This is a genomic window from Pseudarthrobacter siccitolerans, assembly GCF_001046895.1.
GTDB classification, from domain to species: domain Bacteria; phylum Actinomycetota; class Actinomycetes; order Actinomycetales; family Micrococcaceae; genus Arthrobacter; species Arthrobacter siccitolerans.
The window spans coordinates 284,391-309,632 of record NZ_CAQI01000044.1; the positions used below are offsets into that span (position 1 = coordinate 284,391).

Annotated in this window: 22 protein-coding genes, 1 tRNA gene and 1 riboswitch; of the genes, 2 read left to right on the plus strand and 21 right to left on the minus strand. The window is 66.1% G+C overall.

The features are described from left to right. Positions 1-594: 594 nt before the first annotated feature. Entirely contained in the window at positions 595-1,725 is a 1,131-nt protein-coding gene (locus ARTSIC4J27_RS12055; RefSeq protein ID WP_050055424.1) for a tyrosine-type recombinase/integrase, read from the minus strand. An 87-nt stretch (positions 1,726-1,812) separates the two neighbouring features. Then, positions 1,813-1,894: transfer RNA gene (locus ARTSIC4J27_RS12060), tRNA-Leu, on the minus strand. A 205-nt stretch (positions 1,895-2,099) separates the two neighbouring features. Between ARTSIC4J27_RS12060 and ARTSIC4J27_RS12065 the strand changes: the two genes are divergently transcribed. Further along, positions 2,100-2,705, plus strand: coding sequence for an ANTAR domain-containing response regulator (locus ARTSIC4J27_RS12065; protein ID WP_050055425.1), 606 nt, complete (start codon positions 2,100-2,102; stop codon positions 2,703-2,705). Between the two features lie 105 nt (positions 2,706-2,810). On the opposite strand, the gene pyk is transcribed toward ARTSIC4J27_RS12065, so the two are convergent. The 11 genes from pyk to hisI form a co-directional block, all read right to left on the minus strand. Next, a complete protein-coding gene (gene pyk / locus ARTSIC4J27_RS12070) occupies positions 2,811-4,301 on the minus strand; it encodes a pyruvate kinase (protein WP_050055426.1) in 1,491 nt (496 codons plus the stop codon). 64 nt (positions 4,302-4,365) lie between these two features. After that, a complete protein-coding gene (locus ARTSIC4J27_RS12075) occupies positions 4,366-5,823 on the minus strand; it encodes a glutamate synthase subunit beta (protein WP_050055427.1) in 1,458 nt (485 codons plus the stop codon). Then, complete coding sequence (gene gltB / locus ARTSIC4J27_RS12080; protein WP_050055428.1) at positions 5,816-10,429, minus strand: glutamate synthase large subunit; 4,614 nt, start codon at positions 10,427-10,429, stop codon at positions 5,816-5,818. Before gltB ends, ARTSIC4J27_RS12075 begins: the two co-directional genes overlap by 8 nt. A 263-nt stretch (positions 10,430-10,692) precedes the next feature. After that, positions 10,693-11,847 (minus strand): prolipoprotein diacylglyceryl transferase, encoded by a 1,155-nt coding sequence (lgt, locus tag ARTSIC4J27_RS12085; RefSeq protein ID WP_050055429.1) that lies wholly within the window; start codon positions 11,845-11,847, stop codon positions 10,693-10,695. Positions 11,848-11,850: 3 nt separating this feature from the next. Next, a complete protein-coding gene (gene trpA / locus ARTSIC4J27_RS12090) occupies positions 11,851-12,678 on the minus strand; it encodes a tryptophan synthase subunit alpha (RefSeq protein ID WP_050055430.1) in 828 nt (275 codons plus the stop codon). Beyond that, entirely contained in the window at positions 12,675-14,003 is a 1,329-nt protein-coding gene (gene trpB / locus ARTSIC4J27_RS12095) for a tryptophan synthase subunit beta (RefSeq protein ID WP_050055431.1), read from the minus strand. The genes trpA and trpB overlap by 4 nt, the downstream gene beginning before the upstream one ends. Positions 14,004-14,126: 123 nt before the next feature. Beyond that, complete coding sequence (gene trpC / locus ARTSIC4J27_RS12100) at positions 14,127-14,948, minus strand: indole-3-glycerol phosphate synthase TrpC (RefSeq protein WP_050055432.1); 822 nt, start codon at positions 14,946-14,948, stop codon at positions 14,127-14,129. Continuing rightward, positions 14,948-15,235 carry an HGxxPAAW family protein gene (locus tag ARTSIC4J27_RS12105; protein WP_050055433.1) on the minus strand — a complete coding sequence of 96 codons (288 nt, stop codon included), beginning with the start codon at positions 15,233-15,235 and terminating at the stop codon, positions 14,948-14,950. Before ARTSIC4J27_RS12105 ends, trpC begins: the two co-directional genes overlap by 1 nt. A gap of 105 nt (positions 15,236-15,340) precedes the next feature. Next, positions 15,341-16,000 (minus strand): Trp biosynthesis-associated membrane protein, encoded by a 660-nt coding sequence (locus ARTSIC4J27_RS12110; RefSeq protein WP_050055434.1) that lies wholly within the window; start codon positions 15,998-16,000, stop codon positions 15,341-15,343. Continuing rightward, positions 16,000-17,562 carry an anthranilate synthase component I gene (locus ARTSIC4J27_RS12115; protein ID WP_050055435.1) on the minus strand — a complete coding sequence of 521 codons (1,563 nt, stop codon included), beginning with the start codon at positions 17,560-17,562 and terminating at the stop codon, positions 16,000-16,002. Before ARTSIC4J27_RS12115 ends, ARTSIC4J27_RS12110 begins: the two co-directional genes overlap by 1 nt. A 150-nt stretch (positions 17,563-17,712) precedes the next feature. Continuing rightward, positions 17,713-18,168 carry a phosphoribosyl-AMP cyclohydrolase gene (gene hisI, locus ARTSIC4J27_RS12120; RefSeq protein ID WP_050055436.1) on the minus strand — a complete coding sequence of 152 codons (456 nt, stop codon included), beginning with the start codon at positions 18,166-18,168 and terminating at the stop codon, positions 17,713-17,715. Positions 18,169-18,280: 112 nt separating this feature from the next. Here hisI and ARTSIC4J27_RS12125 point away from each other — a divergent pair, with 112 nt between their 5' ends. Next, the gene (locus tag ARTSIC4J27_RS12125; RefSeq protein ID WP_050055606.1) at positions 18,281-18,925 is read left to right on the plus strand and encodes a TIGR03085 family metal-binding protein; all 645 of its coding nucleotides are present in this window, start codon (positions 18,281-18,283) and stop codon (positions 18,923-18,925) included. A 1-nt stretch (position 18,926) separates the two neighbouring features. On the opposite strand, the gene hisF is transcribed toward ARTSIC4J27_RS12125, so the two are convergent. From hisF to ribD, 8 genes are all read right to left on the minus strand, one after another. Beyond that, positions 18,927-19,703, minus strand: a complete 777-nt coding sequence (gene hisF / locus ARTSIC4J27_RS12130) for an imidazole glycerol phosphate synthase subunit HisF (RefSeq protein ID WP_050055437.1) — start codon at positions 19,701-19,703, stop codon at positions 18,927-18,929. Positions 19,704-19,757: 54 nt separating this feature from the next. Next, a complete protein-coding gene (gene hisG, locus ARTSIC4J27_RS12135; protein ID WP_050055438.1) occupies positions 19,758-20,618 on the minus strand; it encodes an ATP phosphoribosyltransferase in 861 nt (286 codons plus the stop codon). A gap of 93 nt (positions 20,619-20,711) precedes the next feature. Further along, positions 20,712-20,975, minus strand: coding sequence for a phosphoribosyl-ATP diphosphatase (locus tag ARTSIC4J27_RS12140; RefSeq protein WP_050055439.1), 264 nt, complete (start codon positions 20,973-20,975; stop codon positions 20,712-20,714). Between the two features lie 102 nt (positions 20,976-21,077). After that, a complete protein-coding gene (ribH, locus tag ARTSIC4J27_RS12145) occupies positions 21,078-21,566 on the minus strand; it encodes a 6,7-dimethyl-8-ribityllumazine synthase (protein ID WP_050055440.1) in 489 nt (162 codons plus the stop codon). A 66-nt stretch (positions 21,567-21,632) separates the two neighbouring features. Further along, positions 21,633-22,403, minus strand: coding sequence for a GTP cyclohydrolase II (gene ribA, locus ARTSIC4J27_RS12150; protein WP_050055441.1), 771 nt, complete (start codon positions 22,401-22,403; stop codon positions 21,633-21,635). Further along, the gene (gene ribB / locus ARTSIC4J27_RS12155; protein WP_083435435.1) at positions 22,400-23,137 is read right to left on the minus strand and encodes a 3,4-dihydroxy-2-butanone-4-phosphate synthase; all 738 of its coding nucleotides are present in this window, start codon (positions 23,135-23,137) and stop codon (positions 22,400-22,402) included. Before ribB ends, ribA begins: the two co-directional genes overlap by 4 nt. Beyond that, on the minus strand, positions 23,134-23,778 hold the full coding sequence (locus ARTSIC4J27_RS12160; protein ID WP_050055442.1) for a riboflavin synthase: 645 nt from the start codon (positions 23,776-23,778) through the stop codon (positions 23,134-23,136). Before ARTSIC4J27_RS12160 ends, ribB begins: the two co-directional genes overlap by 4 nt. After that, positions 23,778-24,845, minus strand: coding sequence for a bifunctional diaminohydroxyphosphoribosylaminopyrimidine deaminase/5-amino-6-(5-phosphoribosylamino)uracil reductase RibD (ribD, locus tag ARTSIC4J27_RS12165; protein WP_050055607.1), 1,068 nt, complete (start codon positions 24,843-24,845; stop codon positions 23,778-23,780). The genes ARTSIC4J27_RS12160 and ribD overlap by 1 nt, the downstream gene beginning before the upstream one ends. 224 nt (positions 24,846-25,069) lie before the next feature. Beyond that, positions 25,070-25,219: riboswitch (FMN riboswitch) on the minus strand. Positions 25,220-25,242: the final 23 nt, after the last annotated feature.

Consider the following 25,242-nt stretch of genomic DNA (forward strand, 5'->3'; position numbering starts at 1 on the left):
AGGCCGGTCAGTACTTGGTGCTGTTTGTGAGCCTGTTAGCTAGCGTGGCACGGAGGGCTTCCACGGGAACCGTGGATTGTTGCTTTGGGGCCCCGCTCTCGCCACCACAGCCCAACCAGCCACTCGTCACCACACTTGATGCCGGCGCCTTATTCGAGGCCGACAGCACGACGTTGATGAGCCGGGAAGGCGCCATCGCCGCCGTCTCCGCACTGGTCCAAGCCTGGAAGACCGGCAAGTATTCTAGGGTCCAATGCGTCGGCCGGGTGGGGGCCAGCACGCGTGCGGGAAGCGTCCGCTGGTGGCGCCATCGCGAAGCCATGATTCGGCGCAGCGCATCAGCGCGGCTGCTTCTGCGGGTTCAAAGAGTTCGATCTCCACGGGATCTCCAAAAGTAAGGCGTTGCTTTCCACTTTCATGACGGCTTGGAACCCGACCGACATGACCGGGGCTGCGCGCCGGGCGCATTTTCAAGCAATGGCGCAGCATCGCCACCCGATACGACAAACTCGCCATCACCTACCGCTCCGGGGTCGCCCTCTACTCGGTCCTGATCTGGCTACGCCAATAAGGAGACACGCCCTAGTCAGACCGCTACCGCTGAAAAGCCGTGACGGAACGCTCAGCAGCGAAAGCGCCAGCCTGCAGCGCCTCCGGCATAAAGTACCCGTACACCTGCTCAGTAGTCCGTGTAGAGGCATGCCCGAGCCGGCGCGAGATGGTGAACAAGGGCACTCCGTCCTGGATCAGCCAGGACGCGTGGGTGTGGCGGAGGTCGTGAATCCGCGGATTCTTAGTGAGCCCGATTGCTTGGGCCGTTCGAACGGCAGGAACCCAGTAGTCGTGCCAGTAAAGCTTGTGGATGATTCGCCCACCTTTGGGCGTCGTGAACACAAGTTCCCTCCCCGGCCTGCTCGCAACCAGCGGGATCAGCAGCTCCACAAGGGCAGGGTTCAACCCTATGGTCCGCTTACCGGCGCCTGTCTTCGTCGCCCCGATGTAGTACTGGTTCTGTCCGTCCCGCTTCCAGGCCTTGTTGATCCGGGCCGTGGGCGGTTTGGAGAGCAGGTCCACGTCGGCAACAGTAAGGGCGGTGGCCTCGCCAAAGCGGGTGCCCGTCATGACCAGGAAATTGGTGAAGGCCTTGTATCGCTCCCCCATCCCCTCCATGATGAGGCTGAACTCCGTATGGGTGAGGAACATCGCCTCGTCCTCGGCCTTCTCAATGCCCGGTAGCTGAACCCCACGGCAGGGGTTCCGCGTAATGTAGCCGAGCATCTCCGCCGTGTTCATGGCTGCCGAAATCAGGCCATGCACGTTGTGGATGGTCTTTGGGGCCTTGCCCTTCGCCATCATCGACTTCACCCAGTGCGCGATCAGCCGGTAGTCCAGCTTGTCCACCGGTACATGGCCGATGACGTTCCGGATATGCAGGTCCAGCATCGTCTGGTACGTCTTCGTGGTTCCGCTCGATGGGCGAATCAACAGGTCGATGTGTTCCTGCATGACTTCGGCCACAGTGGGCGTGCGTTTCTCGTTCGACAGGATGGCATGCTGCGCGATCTCGAAGGACTGGCCATTGGCGTCCAAAAGCCTCTTCAGGGTCTCGGCTTCGACGAGGGTAGGAACAGTGATGCCCTGCTGCTCGCGGCTCTTCGGGTCCCGCCACAACACCATGTAGGACGATGAGCCGTCCTTTTTGGTGCGTTTTCGAATGCTTGCCACACAAAAAACGGTACGCCGCTGTCAACACTTTGGGCGGTTTTGTCAACACTGAAAGACTAAACAGGCCTTTGACCTGCGGAAACACTGTGCCCGAGGTGGGACTCGAACCCACACACCTTTCGATACCGCATTTTGAGTGCGGCGCGTCTGCCAATTCCGCCACTCGGGCGCGGATTACACGAAGCAAAAGGCTACGCCCACAGCTGATTGTGAGCAACGCGATCGCTTCACGTACGCGGAATTACTCTACATGCAGATAGGCTAAATTCCAGAATCGCGCCGCCGACGCCGCAACCAACCATGCAGATCAAGTACTGGACCGGGCGCACACCTAAGATAGTGATGTCCCCGCCGTACCTTTCCAAGGAGATCCCGTGACTGAACAGACGGAGTCAAAACCATCGTCCCAGCCGGCGCGCCGCGTCATTGTGGCCGAGGATGAAACCCTCATCCGCCTCGACATCATCGAAATCCTGCGCGGCGAAGGCTATGACGTCATCGGCGAAGCAGACAACGGTGAGAAGGCCGTCCAGCTGGCCGAGGAACTGAAGCCGGACCTGGTCCTGATGGACGTCAAGATGCCCGTCATGGACGGCATCTCCGCAGCCGAAAAGATCGTCAAGGCCCGCATCGCCCCCGTGGTCCTGCTGACCGCTTTCAGCCAGAAGGAACTCGTGGAGCGCGCCCGCGACGCCGGCGCCATGGCCTACGTGGTGAAGCCCTTCACCCCCGCTGACCTCATCCCTGCGCTCGAGATTGCGCTCTCCCGCCACGAGGAGATCAAAGCCCTCGAAAGCGAAGTCTCCGACCTCCAGGAGCAGTTCGCCACCCGCAAGCTCGTGGAGCGCGCCAAGAGCCTGCTCACCACCAAGATGGGCCTCACCGAGCCCGAAGCTTTCCGCTGGATCCAGAAGACCTCCATGGACCGCCGCCTCAGCATGCGCGAAGTGGCCGAAACGATCATCAACCAGGTCAACTAGCGCCGACGGGTTGGGCCTGTTGATTTCGACTGGCTCAACCACCGGAGCGACAAAACGAAAATAGGACCCCCGCCAACCGGCGGGGGTCCTTTCGTGTCAGAAAGCCTAGGCCTTCTTCTTCTTTTCCGGCCAGGGGCCGAGCTTTTCCTTGTTGCTGGTGACTTCACCTGCGCGGGTGGAGTCGGCGAGGTCGCCCACCTTGTGCACCTTCAACGAGTTCGTGGAACCGGCCTTTCCGGGAGGGGAACCGGCGGCGATGACCACCAGGTCACCGTCCTGGACCAGTTCCATCTCCATCAGGCTGCGGTCAACCTGCGCGGTCATGGCGTCGGTGTGGTCCACCATCTGCACCAGAACCGGCTGGATGCCCCAGGTCAGCGCCAGCTGGTTCCAGACCTGCTCCACCGGGGTGAAGGCGAAGACCGGCTTGATCGGCCGCAGGCGGGACAGGCGGCGTGCGGAGTCACCGGACTGGGTGAAAGCACAGATGTACTTTGCGTCCAGCTGGTCGGCGATTTCGACGGCGGCACGGGTGATGGCGCCGCCACGGGTCTTGGGCTTGGTGCCCAGCGGGGGGACGCGCTCCAGGCCGTGGACCTCGGTGGATTCGATGATCCGGGCCATGACCTTGACGGTCTCGATCGGGTACTTGCCCACGCTCGTCTCGCCCGACAGCATCACGGCGTCTGCACCATCAAGCACGGCGTTGGCGCAGTCTGATGCCTCTGCGCGGGTGGGGCGCGGGTTGTCGATCATGGATTCCAGGACCTGGGTTGCCACGATGACGGGCTTGGCCCAGCGGCGGGCCAGCTCGATGGCGCGCTTCTGCACAATCGGCACTTCCTCCAGCGGAAGCTCCACACCCAGGTCACCTCGGGCCACCATGATCGCGTCGAACGCGTCGATGATCTCGGGCAGCTGCTCCACGGCCTGCGGCTTTTCGATCTTGGCGATCACCGGCACGCGGCGGCCTTCTTCGTCCATGATCTCGTGGACGCGCGTGATGTCGGAGGCGTCGCGCACGAAGGACAGTGCCACCAGGTCAACACCGCGGCGCATGGCCCAGCGGAGGTCGTCCTCGTCCTTTTCGCTCAGCGCGGGGACGTTGACAGCCACACCCGGAAGGTTGATGCCCTTGTTGTTGGACACCATGCCGCCCACGGTCACCTCGGCGACCACCTTGACGTCGTCGACCGCCGTGGCACGCAGGGCCACCTTGCCGTCGTCGATCAGCAGCGCGTCTCCCACGTTGACGTCCTCGGTGAGGCTCTTCAGCGTGGTGGAGCAGATGTCCTTGGTGCCGGGAACGTCCTCGGTGGTGATGGTAAAGGTGTCACCGACGGCGAGGGCGTGCGGGCCGTCAACGAACCGGCCAAGGCGGATCTTGGGTCCCTGCAGGTCGGCCATGATGGCCACAGCCTTGCCGAGATCGGCGGCTGCCTTCCGGACGTTTTCGTAGGTGTTGTCATGCACGGAGTAGTCGCCGTGGCTCATGTTCATACGGGCAACGTCAACACCGGCTTCCAGCACCGCGAGGGTGTTTTCATAGCTGGCAATTGCCGGGCCGAACGTAGCCACAATTTTTGCGCGTCTCATATACCTACCCTATTGGTCTCTTGCATTGGTTAAGTTGTCGAAGAGGTGAACCCTCGGTGCAGCTCTAGAGGACGGCGATGGCCCGGTCCGTAGGCGCCACGGGTGCGGGCAGGATGGTGCTGCCCATCAGGTATTTATCCACGGCTGCGGCAGCGGCACGTCCTTCGGCGATGGCCCACACAATGAGGGACTGTCCGCGGCCGGCGTCGCCCGCCACGAAGACACCTTCGGTGTTGGTCATGTAGTAGCCGTCGCGGGACACGTTGCCGCGGCCGTCGAATTCGGCGTGCACCTGTTCGGTGATCCCGGCAGGCTCCGCGCCGGTGAAGCCCAGGGACAGGAACACCAGGTCAGCGGGGATGATCCGCTCCGTGCCGGCCTTGGGCAGGCGCTTGCCGTCCACGAACTCCGTCTCGGCAACCTTCACGCCGGTCAGCTTGCCGTTTTCGCCCACGAACTCCACGGTGGAGGCGAGGTAGGTCCGCTCGCCGCCTTCCTCGTGCGCGCTGGCAACTTCAAAGAGCGTGGGGAACGTCGGCCAGGGCTGGTGGCTGGCACGCTCGGCCGGCGGCTGCTTGCCGATGGCGAGGGTGGTCACCGACGCAGCGCCGTGCCGGTGGGCGGTGCCGAGGCAGTCCGCTCCGGTATCGCCGCCGCCCAGGATCACCACGTGCTTGCCCTGCGCGTGGATCTGGTCCTCGATCTGCTCCCCCGCGACAACGCGGTTGGCCGGCACCAGGTAATCCATGGCGAAGTGGACGCCGTCGAGGTCGCGGCCCGGGATGGGCAGGTCACGCGGGACGGTGGCGCCGGTGCAGACCACGACGGCGTCATAGCGCCTGCGCAGCTGCTCCCAGGTCACGTCCGTGCCCACGTTAACACCGGTGCGGAAGCGGGTACCTTCCGACTTCATCTGCTCGATGCGGCGGTCCACCTGCTCTTTTTCCATCTTGAAATCGGGGATGCCATACCGCAGCAGGCCGCCGATCTTGTCGTCACGCTCGTACACGGCAACGGTGTGGCCCACACGGGTCAGCTGCTGCGCCACGGCCAGGCCGGCAGGGCCGGAGCCGACGACGGCAACGGTCTTTCCGGTCAGGCGAGCCGGCGGCAGGGGGCTGACCCAGCCGTTGTCCCAGGCTTCGTCGATGATGGAGACTTCCACCTGCTTGATGGTAACGGCGGGCTGGTTGATGCCCAGCACACAGGACGCCTCGCACGGAGCCGGGCACAGGCGGCCGGTGAACTCCGGGAAGTTGTTGGTGGCGTGCAGGCGCTCGATCGCTTCCTCGCCCTTGTCCCGCCACATGAGGTCGTTCCACTCGGGAATGAGGTTGCCCAGCGGGCAGCCCTGGTGGCAGAACGGGACGCCGCAGTCCATGCAGCGGCCGGCCTGCGCCTTCAGCGTGCCCTTTTCCTGTGCCTCGTACACTTCCTTCCAGTCCATGATGCGGACGGGAACGGGACGGCGCGGCTGGGTTTCACGCTGACGTACTTTCAAAAATCCGCGTGGATCAGCCACCGGTTACCTCCAGGATTCGAGACCACACTTCTTCGCCGTCGGGGTCCAGGCCCTCTTCAATGGCGTCGAGGCGGGTTTGCAGCACGGCCGCGTAATCCCGCGGCAGCACCTTGGTGATGCGGGCAGCGGTGTCATCGAAGTTCTCGAGGAGGCGCGCCGCCAGCTGGGAGTCAGTTTCTTCAACGTGCTTGACCAGGAGTCCATGCACGATGTCGCGGTCCTCGGCGTCCAGCTCACGGAGCTGGAGTTCACCGGACTGCAGGGCGTCCTTGTTGACCTTGGCAGTGTCCAGGTCCAGGACGTAGGCGGTGCCGCCGGACATGCCGGCACCGAAGTTGCGCCCGGTGCGGCCGATGATCAGCGTCTGGCCGCCGGTCATGTACTCGCAGCCATGGTCGCCGATGCCTTCGACGACGGCGGTGGCACCCGAGTTGCGGACAAGGAAGCGTTCGCCCACCTGGCCGCGCAGGAACATCTCGCCGCTGGTGGCGCCGTAGCCGATCACGTTGCCGGCAATGACGTTCGTCTCGGCCTTGAACACGTTGGTGCGGTCCGGCCGGACGATGATGCGGCCGCCGGAAAGGCCCTTGCCCACGTAGTCGTTCGAGTCGCCGAACAGCCGCAGGGTGATGCCTGCGGGCAGGAAGGCGCCCAGGGACTGGCCGGCGGTGCCGCTCAGGGTCACATCGATGGTGTCCGTGGCCAGGACGTCCGTGCCGAACGTCTTGGTGACCACGTGCCCCAGCATGGTGCCCACGGAACGGTCCGTGTTGATCACGTCAACGGAGATCTTCACCGGGCTGCGGTCCGTCAGGGCCTCGGTGGCCATGGTGATGAGCCGCTGGTCGAAGTGCTTGTCCAGCTCGTGGTTCTGGCCGGTCATGTTCCGCAGCGGGGCGTCGTCGTCAAACTCCAGCCCATGCAGGATGGGATCCAGGTCCAGGCCGTCGGCCTTCCAGTGGTTGATCGCCTCGCGGGCGTCGAGGACCTCGGCGTGGCCGATGGCCTCTTCCAGGCTCCGGAAGCCCAGCTCGGCCAGGATCTCGCGGACTTCCTCGGCAAGGAACTCGAAGAAGTTGACCACGAACTCGGGCTTGCCGCTGAAGCGTGCCCGCAGTTCCGGGTTCTGGGTGGCCACACCCACGGGGCAGGTGTCCAGGTGGCAGACGCGCATCATGATGCAGCCTTCCACCACCAGCGGTGCGGTGGCGAAGCCAAACTCTTCACCGCCGAGCAGCGCGGCGATCACCACGTCGCGGCCGGTCTTGAGCTGGCCGTCAACCTGCACCACCACGCGGTCGCGCAGGCCGTTGAGCATCAGCGTCTGCTGGGTCTCGGCCAGGCCGAGCTCCCACGGGACACCGGCGTGCTTGAGCGAGTTCAGCGGCGAGGCGCCGGTTCCGCCGTCGTGGCCGGAAACGAGCACGACGTCGGCCTTCGCCTTGGTCACGCCCGATGCCACGGTGCCGATCCCCACCTCGGAGACGAGCTTGACGTGCACACGGGCCGAGGGGTTGGCGCGCTTGGCATCGTAGATCAGCTGCGCCAGGTCCTCGATGGAGTAGATGTCGTGGTGCGGGGGCGGGGAAATGAGTCCGACGCCGGGGGTCGAGTGCCGCGTCCGGGCCACCCAGGGGTAGACCTTCTGCGCCATGAGCTGGCCGCCTTCGCCGGGCTTTGCGCCCTGCGCCATCTTGATCTGAATGTCGTCGGCGTTGGTCAAGTAAAGGCTGGTGACGCCGAAGCGTCCGGAGGCGATCTGCTTGACTGCCGAACGGCGTTTGGGGTCGAGTAGGCGCTCCACGTCCTCGCCGCCTTCACCGGTGTTGGACTTGCCGCCCAGCTGGTTCATGGCGATGGCCAGCGTCTCGTGGGCCTCCTGGGAGATGGAGCCGTAGCTCATGGCACCCGTGGAGAACCGCTTGACGATGCTGGAGACGGGCTCCACTTCCTCGAGCGGAACCGCGGGGCGCTCGTTCTTGAACTTGAGCAGGCCGCGCAGGGTCATCAGGTTCTGGGACTGGTCGTCCACGCCCTTGGTGTAGGCCTTGAAGATGTCATAGCGGCGTTCACGCGTGGCGTGCTGCAGCCGGAAGACCGTCTCCGGGTTGAACAGGTGCGGCTCGCCGTCGCGGCGCCACTGGTACTCGCCGCCGCCCAGGAGCGGGCGGTGGGGCTGTTCGATGCCGCCCTCGGGGTAGGCCATCTGGTGCCGCGCGGAAACTTCGGCCGCGATGACATCCAGGCCCACGCCGCCGAGCTGGGAGTGCGTGCCGGCGAAGAATTCGTCCACCAGTTCCTGTCCCAGGCCCAGTGCCTCGAACGTCTGCGCGCCGGTGTAGGACGCCACGGTGGAGATGCCCATCTTGGACATGATCTTCAGGACGCCCTTGCCCAGGCCCTTGATGAGGTTGTAGACGCCGTCCTGCGGAGTGACGCCGGTGACGTCTCCGGCAGCAATCAGCTGCTCCACGGATTCCATGGCCAGGTACGGGTTGACTGCGGAGGCGCCGTAGCCGATGAGCACTGCCACGTGGTGCGTCTCGCGGACGTCGCCGGCCTCGACCACCAGGGCGGTCTTGGTGCGGTTGGCGCTGCGGAGCAGGTGGTGGTGGACCGCGCTGACCAGCAGCAGCGACGGGATGGGTGCCCACTGTGCATTCGAGTCACGATCGGACAGCACGATGTACTGCACGCCGCGGTTGATGGCGCCGGAAACCTGCTCGCAGATTTCGGTGAGCCGGGCACGGAGCGCGTTCTCGCCGCCTTCGGGGCGGTACAGGCCGCGGACCTTCATGGCCACGCGGTTGCCGTCGGCGTCCTCAATGTTGGCGATCTTGGCGAGCTGGTCGTTGTTGATCACCGGGAACGGCAGCTGGACCTGGGGCTGGCGGACCTGTTTGGTGTCCAGGAGGTTGCCGTTGGGGCCGATGGCACAGGTCAGCGACGTGACGAGTTCTTCGCGGATGGCGTCCAGCGGCGGGTTGGTCACCTGGGCGAAGGACTGCACGAAGTAGTCGAAGAGCAACCGGGGGCGCTTGGACAGCACGGCCACCGGGGTGTCCGAGCCCATGGCACCCAGCGGTTCAGCACCGGTACGGGCCATCGGGCCGAGCAGGATCTTCAGTTCCTCGGTGGTGTAGCCGAAGGTCCGCTGGCGGATGTTCACGGACGCAGCCGTGTGGACCACGTGCTCGCGCTCGGGAAGGTCGTTGAGGTCGATCAGGTTGTCCTTGACCCACTCCGCCCACGGGTTGGCGGCGGCCACCTCGGCCTTGACCTCTTCGTCGTCAATGATGCGCCCGGCCTCGGTGTCCACCAGGAACATCTTGCCCGGGGACACACGGCCCTTCTTGACCACCTTGGAGGGCTCGACGTCGATCACGCCCACCTCGGAGGCGAAGACGATCAGGCCGTCCTCGGTGATCCAGAAGCGGCCGGGGCGCAGGCCGTTGCGGTCCAGGGTGGCGCCCACGAGGTTGCCGTCGGTGAAGGAAACAGCTGCGGGGCCGTCCCACGGTTCCATCAGCAGCGAGTGGTACTCGTAGAACGCACGCCGTGCCGGATCCATGGTGGCGTGGTTTTCCCAGGCCTCGGGGATCATCATCATGATCGAGTGCGTGATGGGGCGGCCGGAGAGCCAGAGCAGCTCGGCTACCTCATCGAAGGACGCGGAGTCGGAGGCACCCGGGGTGCAGATGGGGTACAGCTCTTCCGGCGAGTCACCCAGCAGCGGGTTGGCAAGCTGGGACTGGCGGGCGCGCATCCAGTTCCGGTTGCCCTTGACGGTGTTGATTTCACCGTTGTGGGCGATGGTGCGGAACGGCTGGGCCAGCGGCCAGGACGGGAAGGTGTTGGTGGAGAAGCGCGAGTGGACGATCGCCAGCTTGGTCTTGAACCGCTTGTCCGAGAGGTCCGGGTAGAACGGCTCCAGCTGGGCGGTGGTGAGCATGCCCTTGTAGACGATGGTCCGCGAGGACAGCGACGGGAAGTACACCCCGAACTTGTTCTGGGCACGCTTGCGGATCCGCCAGGCGCGGGAGTCCAGTTCGTTGCGGTCCAGTTCCTCACCGGTGGCGGATGCCAGGAAGGGCTGGGAGAAGTAGGGCATGCAGGCACGGGCCATGGCACCGACGAGGTCGGCCACAATGGGCACTTCGCGCCAGCCGAGGACCTTCAGGCCCTCGTCAGCCGCCAGGCCTTCGATGCCGGCCTTCGCGGCGTCGGCTTCGCGCTGCTCTGCCGGCAGGAAAGCGGTACCGGCAACGTACTGGCCGGGTGCGGGAAGTTCGAACTCGGTGACCGCACGGAAGAACTCATCCGGGATCTGCATGAGGAGGCCTGCGCCGTCACCGGTGCCTTCGTCCGCGCCCACGGCACCGCGGTGCTCGAGGTTGCGCAGGGCGGTGAGGGCGGCATCCACGATGTCGTAGCCGGGTTCGCCGCGAAGGGTGGCGATAATCGCAAGACCGCAGGCGTCCTTCTCCTGCTCGGGGTTGTACAACCCGCTGGCCTCCGGCAAGGCCGCGAAGCGCTTGAACGGCGACATGGCAGTCTCAGGCTGATCCGGTTCAGACCAGCTGGGAGTGTGAAGAGTTTGGGTCATGGGAGACGTCCTTCCTCCTGATCGTGCGTATGGAAGGGACACCGTTGGCCCCACTCGTCGGGCGCCGCTCACATGGGCACAACAAAGTGTTACTTACTGGAAATTGTAGGTCAGCCCGGCCTGCTGAACTAACGGTTACGCAGGCCCCTGCCCAGGGCTTCACCTGACAGCAGCTCTATGCTGTACAGATTTGGCCCCATGCCACGACACTGTGGTTTTCGGGAGCTTCGAGCGGTGGCTCTGCTGCCCTTCGGGCCGGCGGTTTACTTGCTGGTGCCGGCCTCCGGTGCGGCTCCGGTGGCTGTACTGCCGGAATGTCCGGCAGCCGTTGCATCCTGTCCCGGCTTGACGCCGGCCGGTGCTGCCGAGGCCTCTTCCGCGGGGACGGATTCGGGCCTGGAACCGCTTTGGTTATCAGGGAGATTATCACGCGATTCACTATCTGAGACAACAGGGTCCGTATCACGGACCGAGTCGCTGGTGCCTGTTACGGCCTCCCCGCCCTGTCTTTCCGAAGGTTTCCGGCCCGGCAGGTATACCGTGTCCGGCTCCGTCCTCTTCTTCAATCCCAGCACGATGAACGCCGCCAGCGCGGCCAGGAAAACGAAGATGCTGGTCCAGACATTCAGCCGGGTGGTGATGCCGAACAGCGAAATCTGCTCCGCATCGTCGATGCGCATGGCTTCGATCCAGACCCGGCCCAGCGTGTAGTACATGGCGTAGAGCCAGAACAGCCTGCTGCGGCGGAAGTTGAACTTCCGGTCCAGGGCGAGCAGGATAACGACGCCGGCCAGGTTCCACAGCGATTCGTACAGGAACGTGGGGTGGAACAGGGTGTCCGCGGCCACTCCGGCGGGGAAGTTGGGGTTGTCCGCGTCGATCTGCAGCCCCCAGGGCAGCGTGGTGGGCCCGCCAAAGAGTTCCTGGTTGAAGTAGTTGCCCCAGCGGCCCACGGCCTGGGCGAGCAGCAGCCCGGGGGCGGCGGCGTCCAGGAACGCGCTGAGCTTGACGCCGCTGCGGCGGCAGCCGATCCACGCACCGACCGCGCCCAGGACCACGGCGCCCCAGATGCCCAGGCCCCCGCGCTGGATCTGCGGGATCAGGGAGAGGTCGCCGGTGCCGTCAAAGCCGGGGCCGAAGTAGGCGTCCGGCGAGGACACCACGTGGTAGAGCCGGCCGCCGATGATTCCGAACGGAATGGCCCAGACCACGATGTCCCAGACACTGCCTTCGGGCGCGCCGCGCTTAGCCCAGCGGACCGACGTGAGCCACAGGCCCACCACGATGCCGGCCAGGATGCACAGGGCGTAGGCGTGGATGCGCAGCGTTCCCCAGGGCAGGGGAATATCGAACCCGGACCAGTCCGGGCTGGGAATGCTGGCCGGCACCAGGGCCGCCGCCTGAAGGAGCGTCTGCATGGATTAGGCTTCTTCCCCGGTCAGGCCGGTTTCCCGGGTCAATCCAGTGCTGAGGTCCTTGGTGAGGGCGGCAACGGCGTCCACGCCGCCGTCGCGGATTGCGGCCACCAATGCGGTGCCCACGATCACGCCTTCTGCGTAGGCGGCGATCTCGCGGACCTGTTCGGCATTGGAGACGCCCAGTCCCACGCACACACGCTCGGCACCGGCGGCATGCGCTGCGGCCACCACGTCCTTTGCGGCGGTGCTGACGGAGGTCCGGGCGCCGGTGACGCCCATGATGGAGACTGCGTAGACAAAGCCGCGGCTGGCGTCCACGGTGCGCTGCATCCGCTCCGTGGTGGAGGACGGCGCCACGAGGAACACCCTGTCCAGGCCGTACTTGTCCGAGGCTTCCATCCACTCGGCAGCCTCGTCAGGGATGAGGTCCGGGGTGATGAGGCCGGCGCCGCCCGCCTCGGACAGGCGCCGGGAGAACTCGTCCACGCCCATCCGGACTACCGGGTTCCAGTAGGTCATCACCAGGACGGCGGCATCGGTTTTGCTGGTGATGCCTGCCACCACATCAAAGACCTGGCGGACGTGGAAGCCTTTGGCCAGGGCCTCGGTGGTGGCAGCCTGGATGACCTGGCCGTCCATCACGGGATCTGAGTACGGAATGCCGATTTCGATCAGGTCCGCGCCGTTCTCGGCCAGGGCGATGCCTGCGGCGATGGTCTCCTCCACGCTCGGGTATCCGGCGGGAAGGTAGCCGATCAGGGCGGAGCGGCCTTCGGCGCGTGCCTTGTCGATGGCCGCGGCCGACTTGCTGGTGGTCTGTGCGGTGCTCACAGCTGCTCCCCCTCTTTGCCGATTTCAGACTCGGCGGAATTCTTGTCCAACAGATCGAACCATTCGGCGGCGGTGGCCACATCCTTGTCCCCGCGGCCCGAGAGGTTCACGATCACGATCTTGTCCTGCGCGGTCCCGCCGGCCTCAGCGGTTTCGGCAGCGAGCCGCTGCCCCACCTTGATGGCGCCGGCCAGCGCGTGCGCGGATTCGATGGCGGGAATGATGCCTTCGGTACGGCAGAGGAGGCGGAACGCTTCCATGGCTTCGCTGTCGGTAATGGGTTCGTAGCTGACGCGGCCGATGTCCGAGAGGTAGGAGTGCTCCGGACCGACGCCGGGGTAGTCCAGGCCGGCGGAGATGGAGTGGGACTCGATGGTCTGGCCGTCGTCGTCCTGCATGAGGTACGAGCGGGCGCCGTGCAGGACTCCCGGCTTGCCCAGCGTGATGGTGGCCGCGTGGCGGCCTGTTTCCACGCCGTCGCCGCCCGCTTCGAACCCGTAGATCTTCACGGACGGGTCGTCCAGGAAGCCGTGGAAGATGCCTATGGCGTTGGAGCCGCCGCCGATGCAGGCGCAGACGGCGTCCGGGAGCCTGCCTTCCTGGTCCAGGATCTGGGCGCGTGCTTCCTCGCCGATGACCTCGTGGAAGTAGCGGACCATCGCCGGGAACGGGTGGGCGCCGGCGGCGGTGCCCAGGAGGTAGTGGGTGTTGTCCACGTTGGCCACCCAGTCGCGCAGGGCGTCGTTGATGGCGTCCTTGAGGGTCTGCGAGCCGCTGGTCACGGGGATGACGGTGGCGCCCAGGAGCTCCATCCGGGCAACGTTCAGCGCCTGGCGGCGGCAGTCTTCGGCGCCCATGTACACCACGCACTCCAGGCCCATGAGGGCGGCGGCGGTGGCGCTGGCGACGCCGTGCTGGCCCGCGCCGGTCTCGGCGATCACACGGGTCTTGCCCATGCGCTTGGCGAGCAGCGCCTGGCCCAGGACGTTGTTGATCTTGTGGGAGCCGGTGTGGTTCAGGTCCTCGCGCTTGAGGAAGATCCGGACTCCCCCGGCGTGCTGGGAGAAGCGCTTGGCTTCGGTCAGCAGCGAGGGACGGCCGGAGTAGTTTTTGTTCAGGTCCGCGACCTGGGCCCGGAAGTCGGGATCGTCCTTGGCCTTGTCGAACGTCTCTTCGAGCTCGTCCAGGGCGGCGATGAGGGACTCGGGCATCCAGCGCCCCCCGTAGCTGCCGAAGTACGGCCCCGGGGCGTGTTTCAGGGAGCCGCCCTGCAGGAATGCTTCCGCGGCCTTGTTGTCAGCGTTTCCTGAGGGTGCGTCGGCCATCAGTCCCGTCCTGTTCCAGTTGATCGTTCGGTAAGTTGTGGTGTTCCCGCCGGTGGGCCGGAACAAAAGCGCCTCAGGCGGCTGGCAGCCCCTGTCCGCGGTGCCGCGGCCAGGGGCGCTGCGTCAGCCCCGGGCGGCGAGGGCGGCGGCGCCTGCCGCCGTGAACTCTGCAATCCGCTCTCGGGGGGTGGAGTGGCTCACCAGGGCCTCCCCCACCAGGACCGCGTTGGCGCCGCTGGCGGCATAGTGCGTCACGTCATCCACGCCGCGGACGCCGGATTCGGCGACCACCAGGGCCTGCGCCGGAATCAGGCCCGCGAGGGACGCGAAAACGGAACGGTCGACGTCGAGCGTCTTCAGGTTGCGAACGTTCACTCCGATGATGCGCGCCTGGGCGGCGACCGCCCGCTCGATTTCCTCTTCGGTGTGCGTTTCGACGAGCACATTCATGCCCAGTTCGCGGCTCAGTGCCGAGAACTCGTTCAGCTGGGCATCGGAGAGCGCAGCAACGATCAGCAGGATCAGGTCCGCGCCGTGGGCCCGGGCTTCCCAGATCTGATACTCGTCGAGGGTGAAGTCCTTGCGCAGCAAGGGCACATCCACCGCGGCGCGTACCGCGTCCAGGTCCGCCAGGGAGCCGTTGAAGCGGCGCTGTTCGGTGAGGACGCTGATGACGGAGGCACCGCCGTCGGCGTACTGCCGCGCTAAGGAAGCGGGATCGCCAATGGCTGCGAGGTCGCCCTTGGAAGGGCTGCGGCGCTTGATCTCCGCGATGACTTTCAGCTGCTCACGCGACGGGGAAGTGCCGCCGAGGGCGGCCCAGGCGTCGCGGGCGGGTGCTGCGCCCTGGGCCAGGTCCTTCAGTTCAGCCAGGGAAACGAGGCGTTTCCGGGCGTCCATATCCTCCCTGACACCGGCGTTGATGTCATCGAGAACAGTTGCCATCAGTGGCCGGAGTTCTTCAGCTTGCTGCCTTCGACGCCGTAGCCTGCCTTGCGCATGATGTAGCCGAGGATGAGGCCGAGGACCATCACGCCGGCGCCCGCGATGAAGATGGGGGTGCTGGCGATAACGAAGGCGATTGACGCGATGAGGGCGCCCACCAGCATCACAATGACGCAGGTCCAGGCCGCGGGGCTGTTGCCGTGGCCGAGTTCCTGGCTGTGGTCAATGGCGCCGGGGGCAACCGTGCGGGTGCCTGACTTGGAAACGGATGCAGGTGCTTTGCTCATGGAAAATCTCCTCAGGGTGGATACTGCTTACATTCTGCCATTTTTTGGCTGCGGGCCGCGTATCGGCGGCATGGCAGCCCGGGCTTGTCCGGCGCCGGCGATCAATCAGGTGGGATCATCGCCCTTGGAAAGCCTGTCCCAGCTGTCGATCTCGTCGACCGGTCCTGACGTGGCGGCGGCCCCGCCGAGGGCCGGCGCGTCATATTTGGTCCGGGTTTTCCAGTGCCGGCTGGCCGGAATGATGAGCAGGCCGGCGAGGGCCAGCAGGCAACCGGCGACGACGGCGAGGGCCGGGAACGCGGTGACGGCTACTTGCGCCTGGCTGCCGGTGATGCCCGTGGCGGCCGCGATGGCGCCCTGGGCTGCCGCCAGCGGGTCGGCCAGGACGGTGGACGCAGCGGCGACGATTCCCGCTGAGGCCAGGACGATGATGGCGGTGATGATCCACCGGGCGATCCGGCCGGCGATGGCGGCCGCCAGGCCGCCGGCAAGGGCCACGAGCGCCAAAGCCGTGACGGCGGTGGCAGCCTTACTGCCCTGGACGTCCAGCGCCGACTGCGCGGCACCGGCCTGGCCCACCTGGTTCGGGTCCAGCGTGACAGTCATCCAGGTCTGGGTAGTGGTGCCGAAGACCGCCAGGGCCAGGACGGCCACCAGCAGTATCAATGTGGACTTGCGGGCCCAGGCGGGCGTTGCACGCTTTGCTGGTGTCCCGGACTGTTCCGCTGCCGGTCCAGCCCTGCCGGGGACAACAGGACCGGACATCAGGAGTCCGTCCGGCCAGGCAGTGATTCCGCAGAGATGTTTTGCAGCGAACCTGCCGTGTGCACGGCGCGGAGCGGGGCGGCAGCCTTGTTCACGGTTTCGAGCGCTTCCGTGGGGTTGACGGAATCGGCCACGATGCCGCCGCCGGCCTGGACATACGCCCGGCCTTCGCGCAGCAGCGCGGAGCGGATGGCGATGGCCATGTCCATGTCGCCGGCGAAATCGAGGTATCCCACCACTCCGCCGTAAATGCCGCGGCGGTGCGGTTCCAGTTCGTCGAGGAGCCGCAGGGCGCGCGGTTTCGGGGCGCCGGAGAGGGTACCTGCCGGGAAGGTGGCTTTCAGCACGTCGTAGGCCTTCGCCCGTGGTGACAGCTGGCCCACCACGGTGGACACCAGGTGCATGATGTGGCTGAAGCGCTCCACCTCCATGAACTGCGTGACATCCACCGTTCCCGCCACGCACACCTTGGACAGGTCGTTGCGGGACAGGTCCACCAGCATCAGGTGCTCGGCGCGTTCCTTCTGGTCCGCGAGCAGCTCTTCGGCGAGGGCCTTGTCCGCTTCCACAGTTTTGCCGCGCGGGCGGGATCCGGCGATGGGGTGGGTGATGACCTCTTCGCCGGTCACGGTGACCAGGGCCTCCGGCGAGGAGCCCACGATCGAATACTCCCGGCCCTCCGCGTCCTCGAGGCTGAAGATGTACATGTAGGGGCTGGGGTTGGTGTTGCGCAGGACCCGGTAGACGTCCAGGGCCGAAGCATTGCACTCCATCTCGAAGCGGCGGGAAATAACCACCTGGAACACTTCGCCGTCCACGATGGCTTCCTTGCCGCGGTCCAGTGCTGCCAGGTACTCGGCTTCGTCCCAGCGTTCCTGGACGCTGGAGGCAAAGTCCAGTGCGGCCGGGGCCAGCACCGAGACGGGCTGGGCCACGGGGGTGCTGACCTTGGTGAGCAGGGCCTTGACCCGGGCGACGGCGTCGTGCCAGGCCTCGTCCACGCGTTCGGAACTGTCATCGAAGTTGATGGCGTTGGCGATCAGCAGCACGGTGCCGTCCACGTTGTCGTGGACCGCCATGTCCGTGACGAGGTTCAGCGCCATCTCCGGCAGCTGCAGATCGTCCTCGGGCGGGCTGACCAGGCGTTCCCAGTGGCGCACGGTTTCCCAGCCAAGGAAACCCACCAGGCCGGAGGTAAAGGGCGGCAGGCCCTCGAACCGGTCGGTGCGCAGGGCTTCGATGGTGTCGCGGATGGCGTCCACAGGACTGCCGCCTACCGGGACTCCCACCGGCGGCTCTCCCAGCCAGTGGGCATTGCCGTCCTTGGTGGTCAAGGTGGCCCGGGACCGGGCGCCGATGAAGGAGTAGCGGGACCAGGCCCCGCCCACGGCTGCCGACTCCATCAGGAACGTTCCGGGCTGCCCCTGGGCGAGCTTGCGGTACAAGCCGATGGGGGTCTCGGCGTCAGCGAGTACTTTGAGCCGGACGGGGATGACGCGGCTGTGGCCGGCCAGTTCCCGGAACTCCTCGAGGCTTGGGCTGATGGTTCCAAGGTCCTGCATGGCTATGCTGTTCCGCCTGTTCTCGTCGGGGCCGGTCTGGTTCTGGTGGGCCGGAGCTTTGTTGGCCTGGGCCGTACCTGTTGCTGGGGGTTGCAGGGGTGGCCAACCCTCCCCTGCCTGCCGCAGGTTGCTGCGGTCAGTGGAACAAATTCAGAGTGCCTGGCCTGTGGTGACAGCCAGGTCCCTGCCGTCGAAGCAGGTGCGGGTGCCGGTGTGGCAGGCGGCACCAACCTGGTCCACGCGCACCAGGAGGGCATCGCCGTCGCAGTCCATGGCTACTGACTTGACCCACTGCACGTGCCCGGATGTGTCTCCCTTGCGCCAGTACTCCTGGCGGGAGCGGGAGTAGAAAGTGACGCGGCCGGTGGTCATGGTGCGGTGCAGTGCTTCGTCATCCATCCAGCCAAGCATCAGCACCTCATTGGTATCGAACTGCTGTACGACGGCGGCCACCAGTCCTGCGCTGTCCCGCTTAAGTGCGGCGGCCAGATCGGACGGCAGGGGGCTGGCCGCAGGGGCGTCTTCGGGAGTTCCGGCCGGGCCCGGCAAGGGTGCCGCGGGCAGGGTGGAACCAGGGGTGGGGACGGGGGCGGGCTGCTCAGACATCGAGTCAAGTCTAGTGCCTTTGCAATGCCCGGATTCGTGTGTGAACAACGGCACGCCAGCACCGGTGGCCACGCTGCCCAACTGCGCGGGTGTCGTGCTAGTTTCACAAGTGATGCATTTCGTCGACCCGTCCCGAGAAGTCCTGGCCGAAACTCTGCTTGCGGCCGGCCCTGACGCGCCCACGCTCTGCAAGGGCTGGCGCACCAGGGACCTTGCCGCGCACCTGTACCTGCGTGAGCGCAAAGCCGCTGTGGGCCTGGGGCTGATCATCAAACGCCTGGCCAAGGCCTCGGACCAGGCCACGGCCAAGCTGGCAGCAAAGCTGACCACGCCGGAGGCGTACACGGGGCTCGTGAATACGTTCCGGGCGGGGCCGCCAACGCTGTCCCCCATGAAGATCAAGGCCTTGGACGAAAGCTCCAACCTCATCGAGTACTTTGTGCACACCGAGGATGTCCGCCGCGCCGTGGACCGCTGGGCACCCAGGGCCCTGGATGAGGCGTACTCGGAAGCACTGTGGGATGAGCTGGTGAAGCGTGCGGCCATCCTGTACCGGGGCGTCGATCTCGGCATTGTGCTGGTGCGGCCCTCCGGTCCCCGGCACGTGGCCAAGCGGGCGCCTGTTTCGGTGGCCATCGTGGGTGAGCCGGGCGAGCTGCTGATGCACGCCCACGGCCGCACGCGCCACGCCCTGGTCACCTTCGAAGGCCAGCCGGACGCCGTCGCCCTCCTCCAGTCAGCCGAAGTGGGGCTCTAACCTAGCGGACTTCGAAGCCTGCCTCGCGGATCGCCTTCTTGACCTGGGACATCATGTCGTCCGGGCCCCAGTGGAAGATCGATGCGGCCAGGACCGCGTCAGCCCCGGCGGCGACGGCGGGCGGGAAGTGCGCCGGCTCCCCTGCCCCGCCGGAGGCGATGATGGGCACTTTCACGGCGGCGCGGACCAGTTTGATGAGTTCGAGGTCGAACCCGTCCTTGGTGCCGTCGGCGTCGATGGAGTTCAGCAGGATCTCCCCCACGCCGCGGTCCGCGGCTTCCTTGGCCCAGGCGATGGCGTCGATCCCTGTGCCGGTCCGCCCGCCGTGGGTGGTGACTTCGAAGCCCGACGGCGTGGGCTGGGATCCGGGGCGGGTGCGGCGTGCGTCCACGGACAGGACGAGGACCTGGGACCCGAAGTGCCGGGTGATCTCGTCGATGACGTCGGGACGGGCAACGGCTGCGGTGTTGATGGAGGCTTTGTCCGCGCCGAAGCGCAGCAGCTTGTCCACCTCGGCCACCCCGCGCACGCCGCCGCCGACGCACAACGGGATAAAAACTTCCTCGGCGGTCCGGCGGACCACGTCGAAAGTGGTTTCACGGTTGCCGGAGGAGGCGGTGACGTCAAGGAAGGTCAGTTCGTCAGCACCGGCGTTGTCGTACCGGTGGGCGAGCTCCACGGGGTCCCCGGCGTCGCGGAGGCCCTCGAAGTTAACGCCTTTGACGACGCGCCCGGCGTCCACGTCGAGGCAGGGAATGACGCGTACGGCTACTGCCATGGGAAACTCCTGGAAATTCTGTGGTGGATGTCGCGCTGGATCCGCTGGATGGAATCAGATGCGGCAGGCGTGGATGCTGCTGACCAGGATGGCGCGTGCCCCGAGGTCGTACAGCTCATCCATGATCCGGTTGGTTTCGCGCTTGGGCACCATGGAGCGGACGGCCACCCAGTCCGAGTCGCGCAGCGGCGAGACCGTGGGCGATTCCAGTCCGGGTGTCAGCGAGGCGGCCTGTTCCACGAGTTCCTTGCGGATGTCGTAATCCATGAGGACGTACTGGCGCGCTACGAGCACACCCTGCAGCCGGCGGATCAGGACCTCGATCTCCTTGGCTGTGCCGTTCGCGGCACCGCCGGCGCCGGTGCGCCGGATCAGGACGGCCTCGGACTTGAGGATGGGCTCGCCGAAGATTTCCATCCCGGCGGCCTTGAGCGTGTTGCCGGTTTCCACGACGTCGGCGATGGCGTCGGCTACACCGAGCCGGACCGAGGACTCCACGGCGCCGTCCAGCCGGACCACCTTGGCATTGATGCCGCGTTCGGCGAGGTAGCCGCGGAGCAGGCCGTCATAGCTGGTGGCCAGGCGCTTGCCTTCCAGCTCCTCAACCTTGCCGAAGTCACCGACAGGGCCGGCGAAGCGGAACGTGGAGGCGGCGAATCCCAGCGGAAGCAGTTCCTCCGCCTCCACCTCTGCGTCCAGCAGCAGGTCGCGTCCGGTGATGCCGACGTCGAGCGTTCCCTGGCCCACGTACACGGCGATGTCGCGGGGACGGAGGAAGAAGAACTCGATGTCGTTGTCCGGGTCCACCATCACCAGCTCACGAGTGTCGCGGCGCTGGCGGTATCCGGCTTCGGACAGCATCGCGGAGGCGGCTTCGGACAGGGAACCCTTATTGGGGACGGCTACTCGCAGCATGGGGAAATCTTTCTAAATGTGGAAATGTCCAGGTGTTCAAGCAGTGCAGGCCACGGCAGGCACCGGCGGGCAGAGAGCGCGCCGGACCGGTGGCTACAGATGCTTGTAGACGTCTTCCAGGGTCAGGCCTTTGGCGAGCATCAGAACCTGCAGGTGGTACAGCAGCTGGGAGATTTCCTCGGCCGCCGCTTCATCGGATTCATATTCGGCAGCCATCCATACTTCGGCTGCTTCTTCAACGACTTTTTTGCCGATGCCATGGACACCGGAGTCCAATTCAGCGACGGTGCGGGAGCCTTCCGGGCGGGCGGCTGCCTTCTCGCTGAGCTCAGCGAACAGCGTCTCGAAATTCTTCACGCCCTCCAGCCTACTTGCTGCGGCCCAAAGGGCGCTTGTCGGGCCGTTGCATGACGGGCGCGATGTGAGTGAACACACACGCGCCCGCCATTTGCCCGGCTGCTAGCTGCGGTACTGCTTGAGCACCACGGCGGTAGCCAGGGCTGCGGTGACAGCCTCGTGGCCCTTGTCTTCCTTCGACCCGGGGAGGCCGGCACGGTCCAGGCCCTGCTGCTCGGTGTCGCAGGTCAGGACGCCGAAACCCACGGGGACGCCGGTGCGCACGCTCACGTCGGTGAGTCCCGACGTCGCGGCCTGGCAGACGTACTCGAAGTGCGGCGTGCCGCCCCGGATCACGACGCCGAGGGCCACCACGGCGTCGAAGTGCGGCGCGAGGCGCGCGGCTGCCACCGGCAACTCAAAGCAGCCCGGCACCCGCAGGACGATGGGATCGGCGATGCCGGCGTCCTTGGCCGCGCGCAGGGCACCGTCCAGGAGTCCGTCCATGATCTGGGTGTGCCAGCTGGCCGCGACGATAGCCAGCTTCAGCTGGGACGTTTCGGCCGGGTTGAGGGTGGTGAGGTCGATGTCGGGGGCGCCGTGTCCGCTCATAGGTCAGTACTGTTCCGTTCGTTGTGGTGGCTCAGCAGCGAGATGCGCTGTTCAATCTTGTTCGTGTCAGTCTTGTTCGTGCTCGAAGCCGGCGCCGGGACTGGCTACCGGCACCGGGCCCACGTGGGAGCCAAGCACCAGCCGGTGCTCCATGCGGTCCTTCTTGGTCTGCAGGTACCGGATGTTCTGGTCGCGCGAAGGCACCTCGGTGGGGACCATTTCCACTACCTTGACGCCGGCCTTCGCCAGCCTGTTCTGCTTGTCCGGGTTGTTGCTCAGCAGCCGCACCTCGTGCAGTCCCATTTCGGCCAGCACCTGGGCGGCGGCCTTGTAGCACCGGCCGTCCACGGGCAGGCCAAGCTGTTCGTTGGCCTCCACCGTGTCGAAGCCGGCTTCCTGCAGGGCGTAGGCCTTGATCTTGTTGGCCAGGCCGATGCCCCTGCCTTCCTGCCCGCGCAGGTACAGCAGCGTCCCGCCGTGTTCGCGGATCATTTCCAGGGCGTAGGCAAGCTGCTCGCCGCAGTCACAGCGGTACGAACCAAAAACATCCCCGGTGAGGCATTCGGAGTGCAGCCGGACCAGGGGCGCTTTTCCATCCTTGGGCGGGTTCGGAGAACTGACCGCCAGGTGCTCGTGGCCGGTGACGAGGTCCGTCCAGGCCTGGGCCACGAAATCGCCGAAGGCTGTGGGCAGCTGCACGATGGGTCCGGCGCTGACGGGATGGGGTGTGTGGCGGTTGCCCTCCGTGTGGTGGTGGCCAGGTGCGGATTCGGCCTTGTGGTGGCCGTTGCCTGAGGCAGGCAGGTGGCCGTTGCCCGAAGCTGCGGAAGCCGTCATCGTATCTCCTCTTCTTCGCCCGCGCGTGCTGCCCGGGGGTTACCGTCCGATGTGCCCTCCGCGTCGAGGTAGGCCACCAGGTCCTGGATCGAAATCAGGGGGCATCCGTGTTCAGCAGCGAAGGCACGGAGCCCGTCCAGCCGCATCATTTCGCCGTCGTCATACACTACTTCAGCGATCACGCCCACAGGTTCCATGCCGGCCAGGCGGCACAGGTCCACTGCGGCTTCGGTGTGGCCGGGACGTTCCCGCACACCACCGTACACCGCACGCAGCGGGAAAATATGCCCGGGGCGCGTCACGGACGCCGGCCCCGACTGCGGATCGGCGAGCACCCTGGCCGTGAGGGCCCGGTCCGTGGCGGAAATTCCGGTGCTGACGCCCGTGGCGGCGTCGCAGGAAACAGTGTATGCGGTGCCCTTCGCGTCCTGGTTGACTTCCACCATGGGAGGCAGGTCCAAGGCATCGGCACGTTCGCCGGACAGCGGGACGCAGATGACGCCGGAGCTGTACCTGATAGTCCAGCCCATCAAGGCGGGTGTGGCGGACTGGGCGGCGAAAATGATGTCGCCTTCGTTTTCCCGGTCCTCGTTGTCCACGGCCAGCACGGGCCTGCCGGCGGCGATGGCCCGGACCGCTTCCTCGATGGTGCTCAGCCGTACTGTGGGGTTTTCCTGGGGGCGGGAGTGGTCAGCGGTGGCCACGTCGGGCTCGACTCGTACGGCGGCGTTCATCGTGTTCCTCCTTCAACAGCGGCGGGCGCTGCCGTGTTGAACGCCAGCAGGCGTTCGGTGTACTTGGCCAGCACATCGACTTCCAGGTTCACCCGGCTGCCGGTGGTCTTGGTACCGAGGCCGGTTTCAGCCAGGGTGGTGGGGATCAGCCCCACTTCGAACCAGGGTTCCTGCTCTGCGGCGGGGCTGACGGCGGTTACGGTCAGTGACACGCCGTCGATGGCAATCGAGCCCTTTTCCGCGATGTAGCGGGCCAGGTTCGCCGGGACGCCGAAGCGGAGCCGGTCCCAGTTGCCCAGTGGCTCGCGTTCCAGCAGCACGCCGACGCCGTCCACGTGGCCCTGCACCACGTGTCCGTCGAGCCGTCCGCCGGCGGGAACGCAGCGTTCAAGGTTGACCGGATCGCCCGGTGCAAGTTCGCCGATGGTGCTGCGGACCAGGGTCTCGCCTATCACGTCAACGCTGAACTCCTTGCCGTCGATTTCAGTGGCAGTAAGGCAAACGCCGTTGACGGCGATGGATCCGCCAAGGGCGAGCCCCTCGGTGGTGCCGGGTGCGTGCAGCCGGAGGGTGGCGCTGGTGTCGCCGTCCTTTTCCACGGACAGGACCTGCCCCTGCTCGGCAATAATTCCGGTAAACATCAGTAGCCTCCCTGGGCTTGCTCCGCGGTGGCGCGGGACGGTTGTGGGTCGAGGGCAACAGTGCGTTGCGGTCGGAGATGGAGTCTTAGGTCACGGCCCAGCGTCCGGACGGCGCCGCCGTCGGATGCGTCCCACTCCCACTGCTGAGCGTCAGCGAGGGTGGTGATCCCCAGCCCGGTGAGGGCAGGAGTGCCGGAGCCGAGCAGTGTGGGCGCCAGGTAGACAATAAGTTCGTCCACCAGCCCGGCCGCGAGGAAGGCGCTGAGGATCCGCGATCCGCCCTCGACCATCAGGTGGCGCATGCCGCTGCCGTACAGGCTGGACAAGGCTTCGCGGGGGTCGCGGGTGGGCAGGTGCAGCACCAGGCCGTCGCTTCCGTGGACGGCTGCGTCCGCCGGAATGTCGCGGAGTCCCATCACAGCGCGCACGGGTTGCTTGGTGGCCGGATTGCCGGCAGCGTCCCTGGCGGTAAGGCGCGGGTTGTCCACCAGCACGGTCTGCGTGCCAACGAGGATGGCATCGATGCGCCCGCGGACGGCGTGGTTGTCGGCGAGGGATTCCGGGCAGGAAATCCACTGGCTGGTGCCGTCCTCGGCAGCGATGCGGCTGTCCAGGGTCTGGGCGATATGCAGGGTGACGAACGGGCGTTTTGCCGCCACCGCCTCAAACCATTGGCGGTTCAGGTCCAGCGCTTCACCGGCACCAAGTCCGGCGCGGACACGGACGCCCGCCTGCCGAAGGGTGGCAGCTCCGCCCGCTGCCGGGTCATGCGGATCGTCCACTGCGTAGACGACGTCGGTGATGCCGGCATCGATGATCGCCCGCGCGCAGGGACCGGTGCGGCCGAGGTGGTTGCAGGGCTCCAGGGTGACCAGCATGGTGCAACCCGAGAGATCGATTCCGGCAGCCGCCGCCTGCGCGATCGCGTCCACCTCAGCGTGGGCGGTTCCGGCGCCGCGGTGGAACCCGGTCACCAGTTCACGTCCTTGAGGATCGACGATGACGGCACCTACCAGGGGATTCGCGCCGCGGGGACCGTTAAGGGCCGCCTTCAGGGCGGTGGCCATGGCGGTGGTTTCAGCAGCGGTAAAGGCCGTGACCACGCCCGCAGTCACGCGGCGGCCTCGATGATTGGGCCGGCAGGCATGCCGGCAGCAGGAATAGTGGCCTCAAAGAGCCATCGCAAACGGTTCATGATGCTTGTGTCGTTCCTTCCCTCTCGAACCGCGATGGCTCCGGGGGTATACGACAGCAGAACGCCGCGGCGTCACAGGACGCCGTAGAAACAGCTGTACGTGCTTCTCTCATCCAGACTTTAACTGTCGGTACCGGAATTCCACCGGTTCAACCGTCTGCCGGTGTCCTCCCGAAGGAAGCACCGGCTCGCGGGTCGCGGACTGTCACCGCCGGTTCGGACTTACACCGACCCCGGAGCACGTATGTGTGTAGCTATTGTGCCACAAC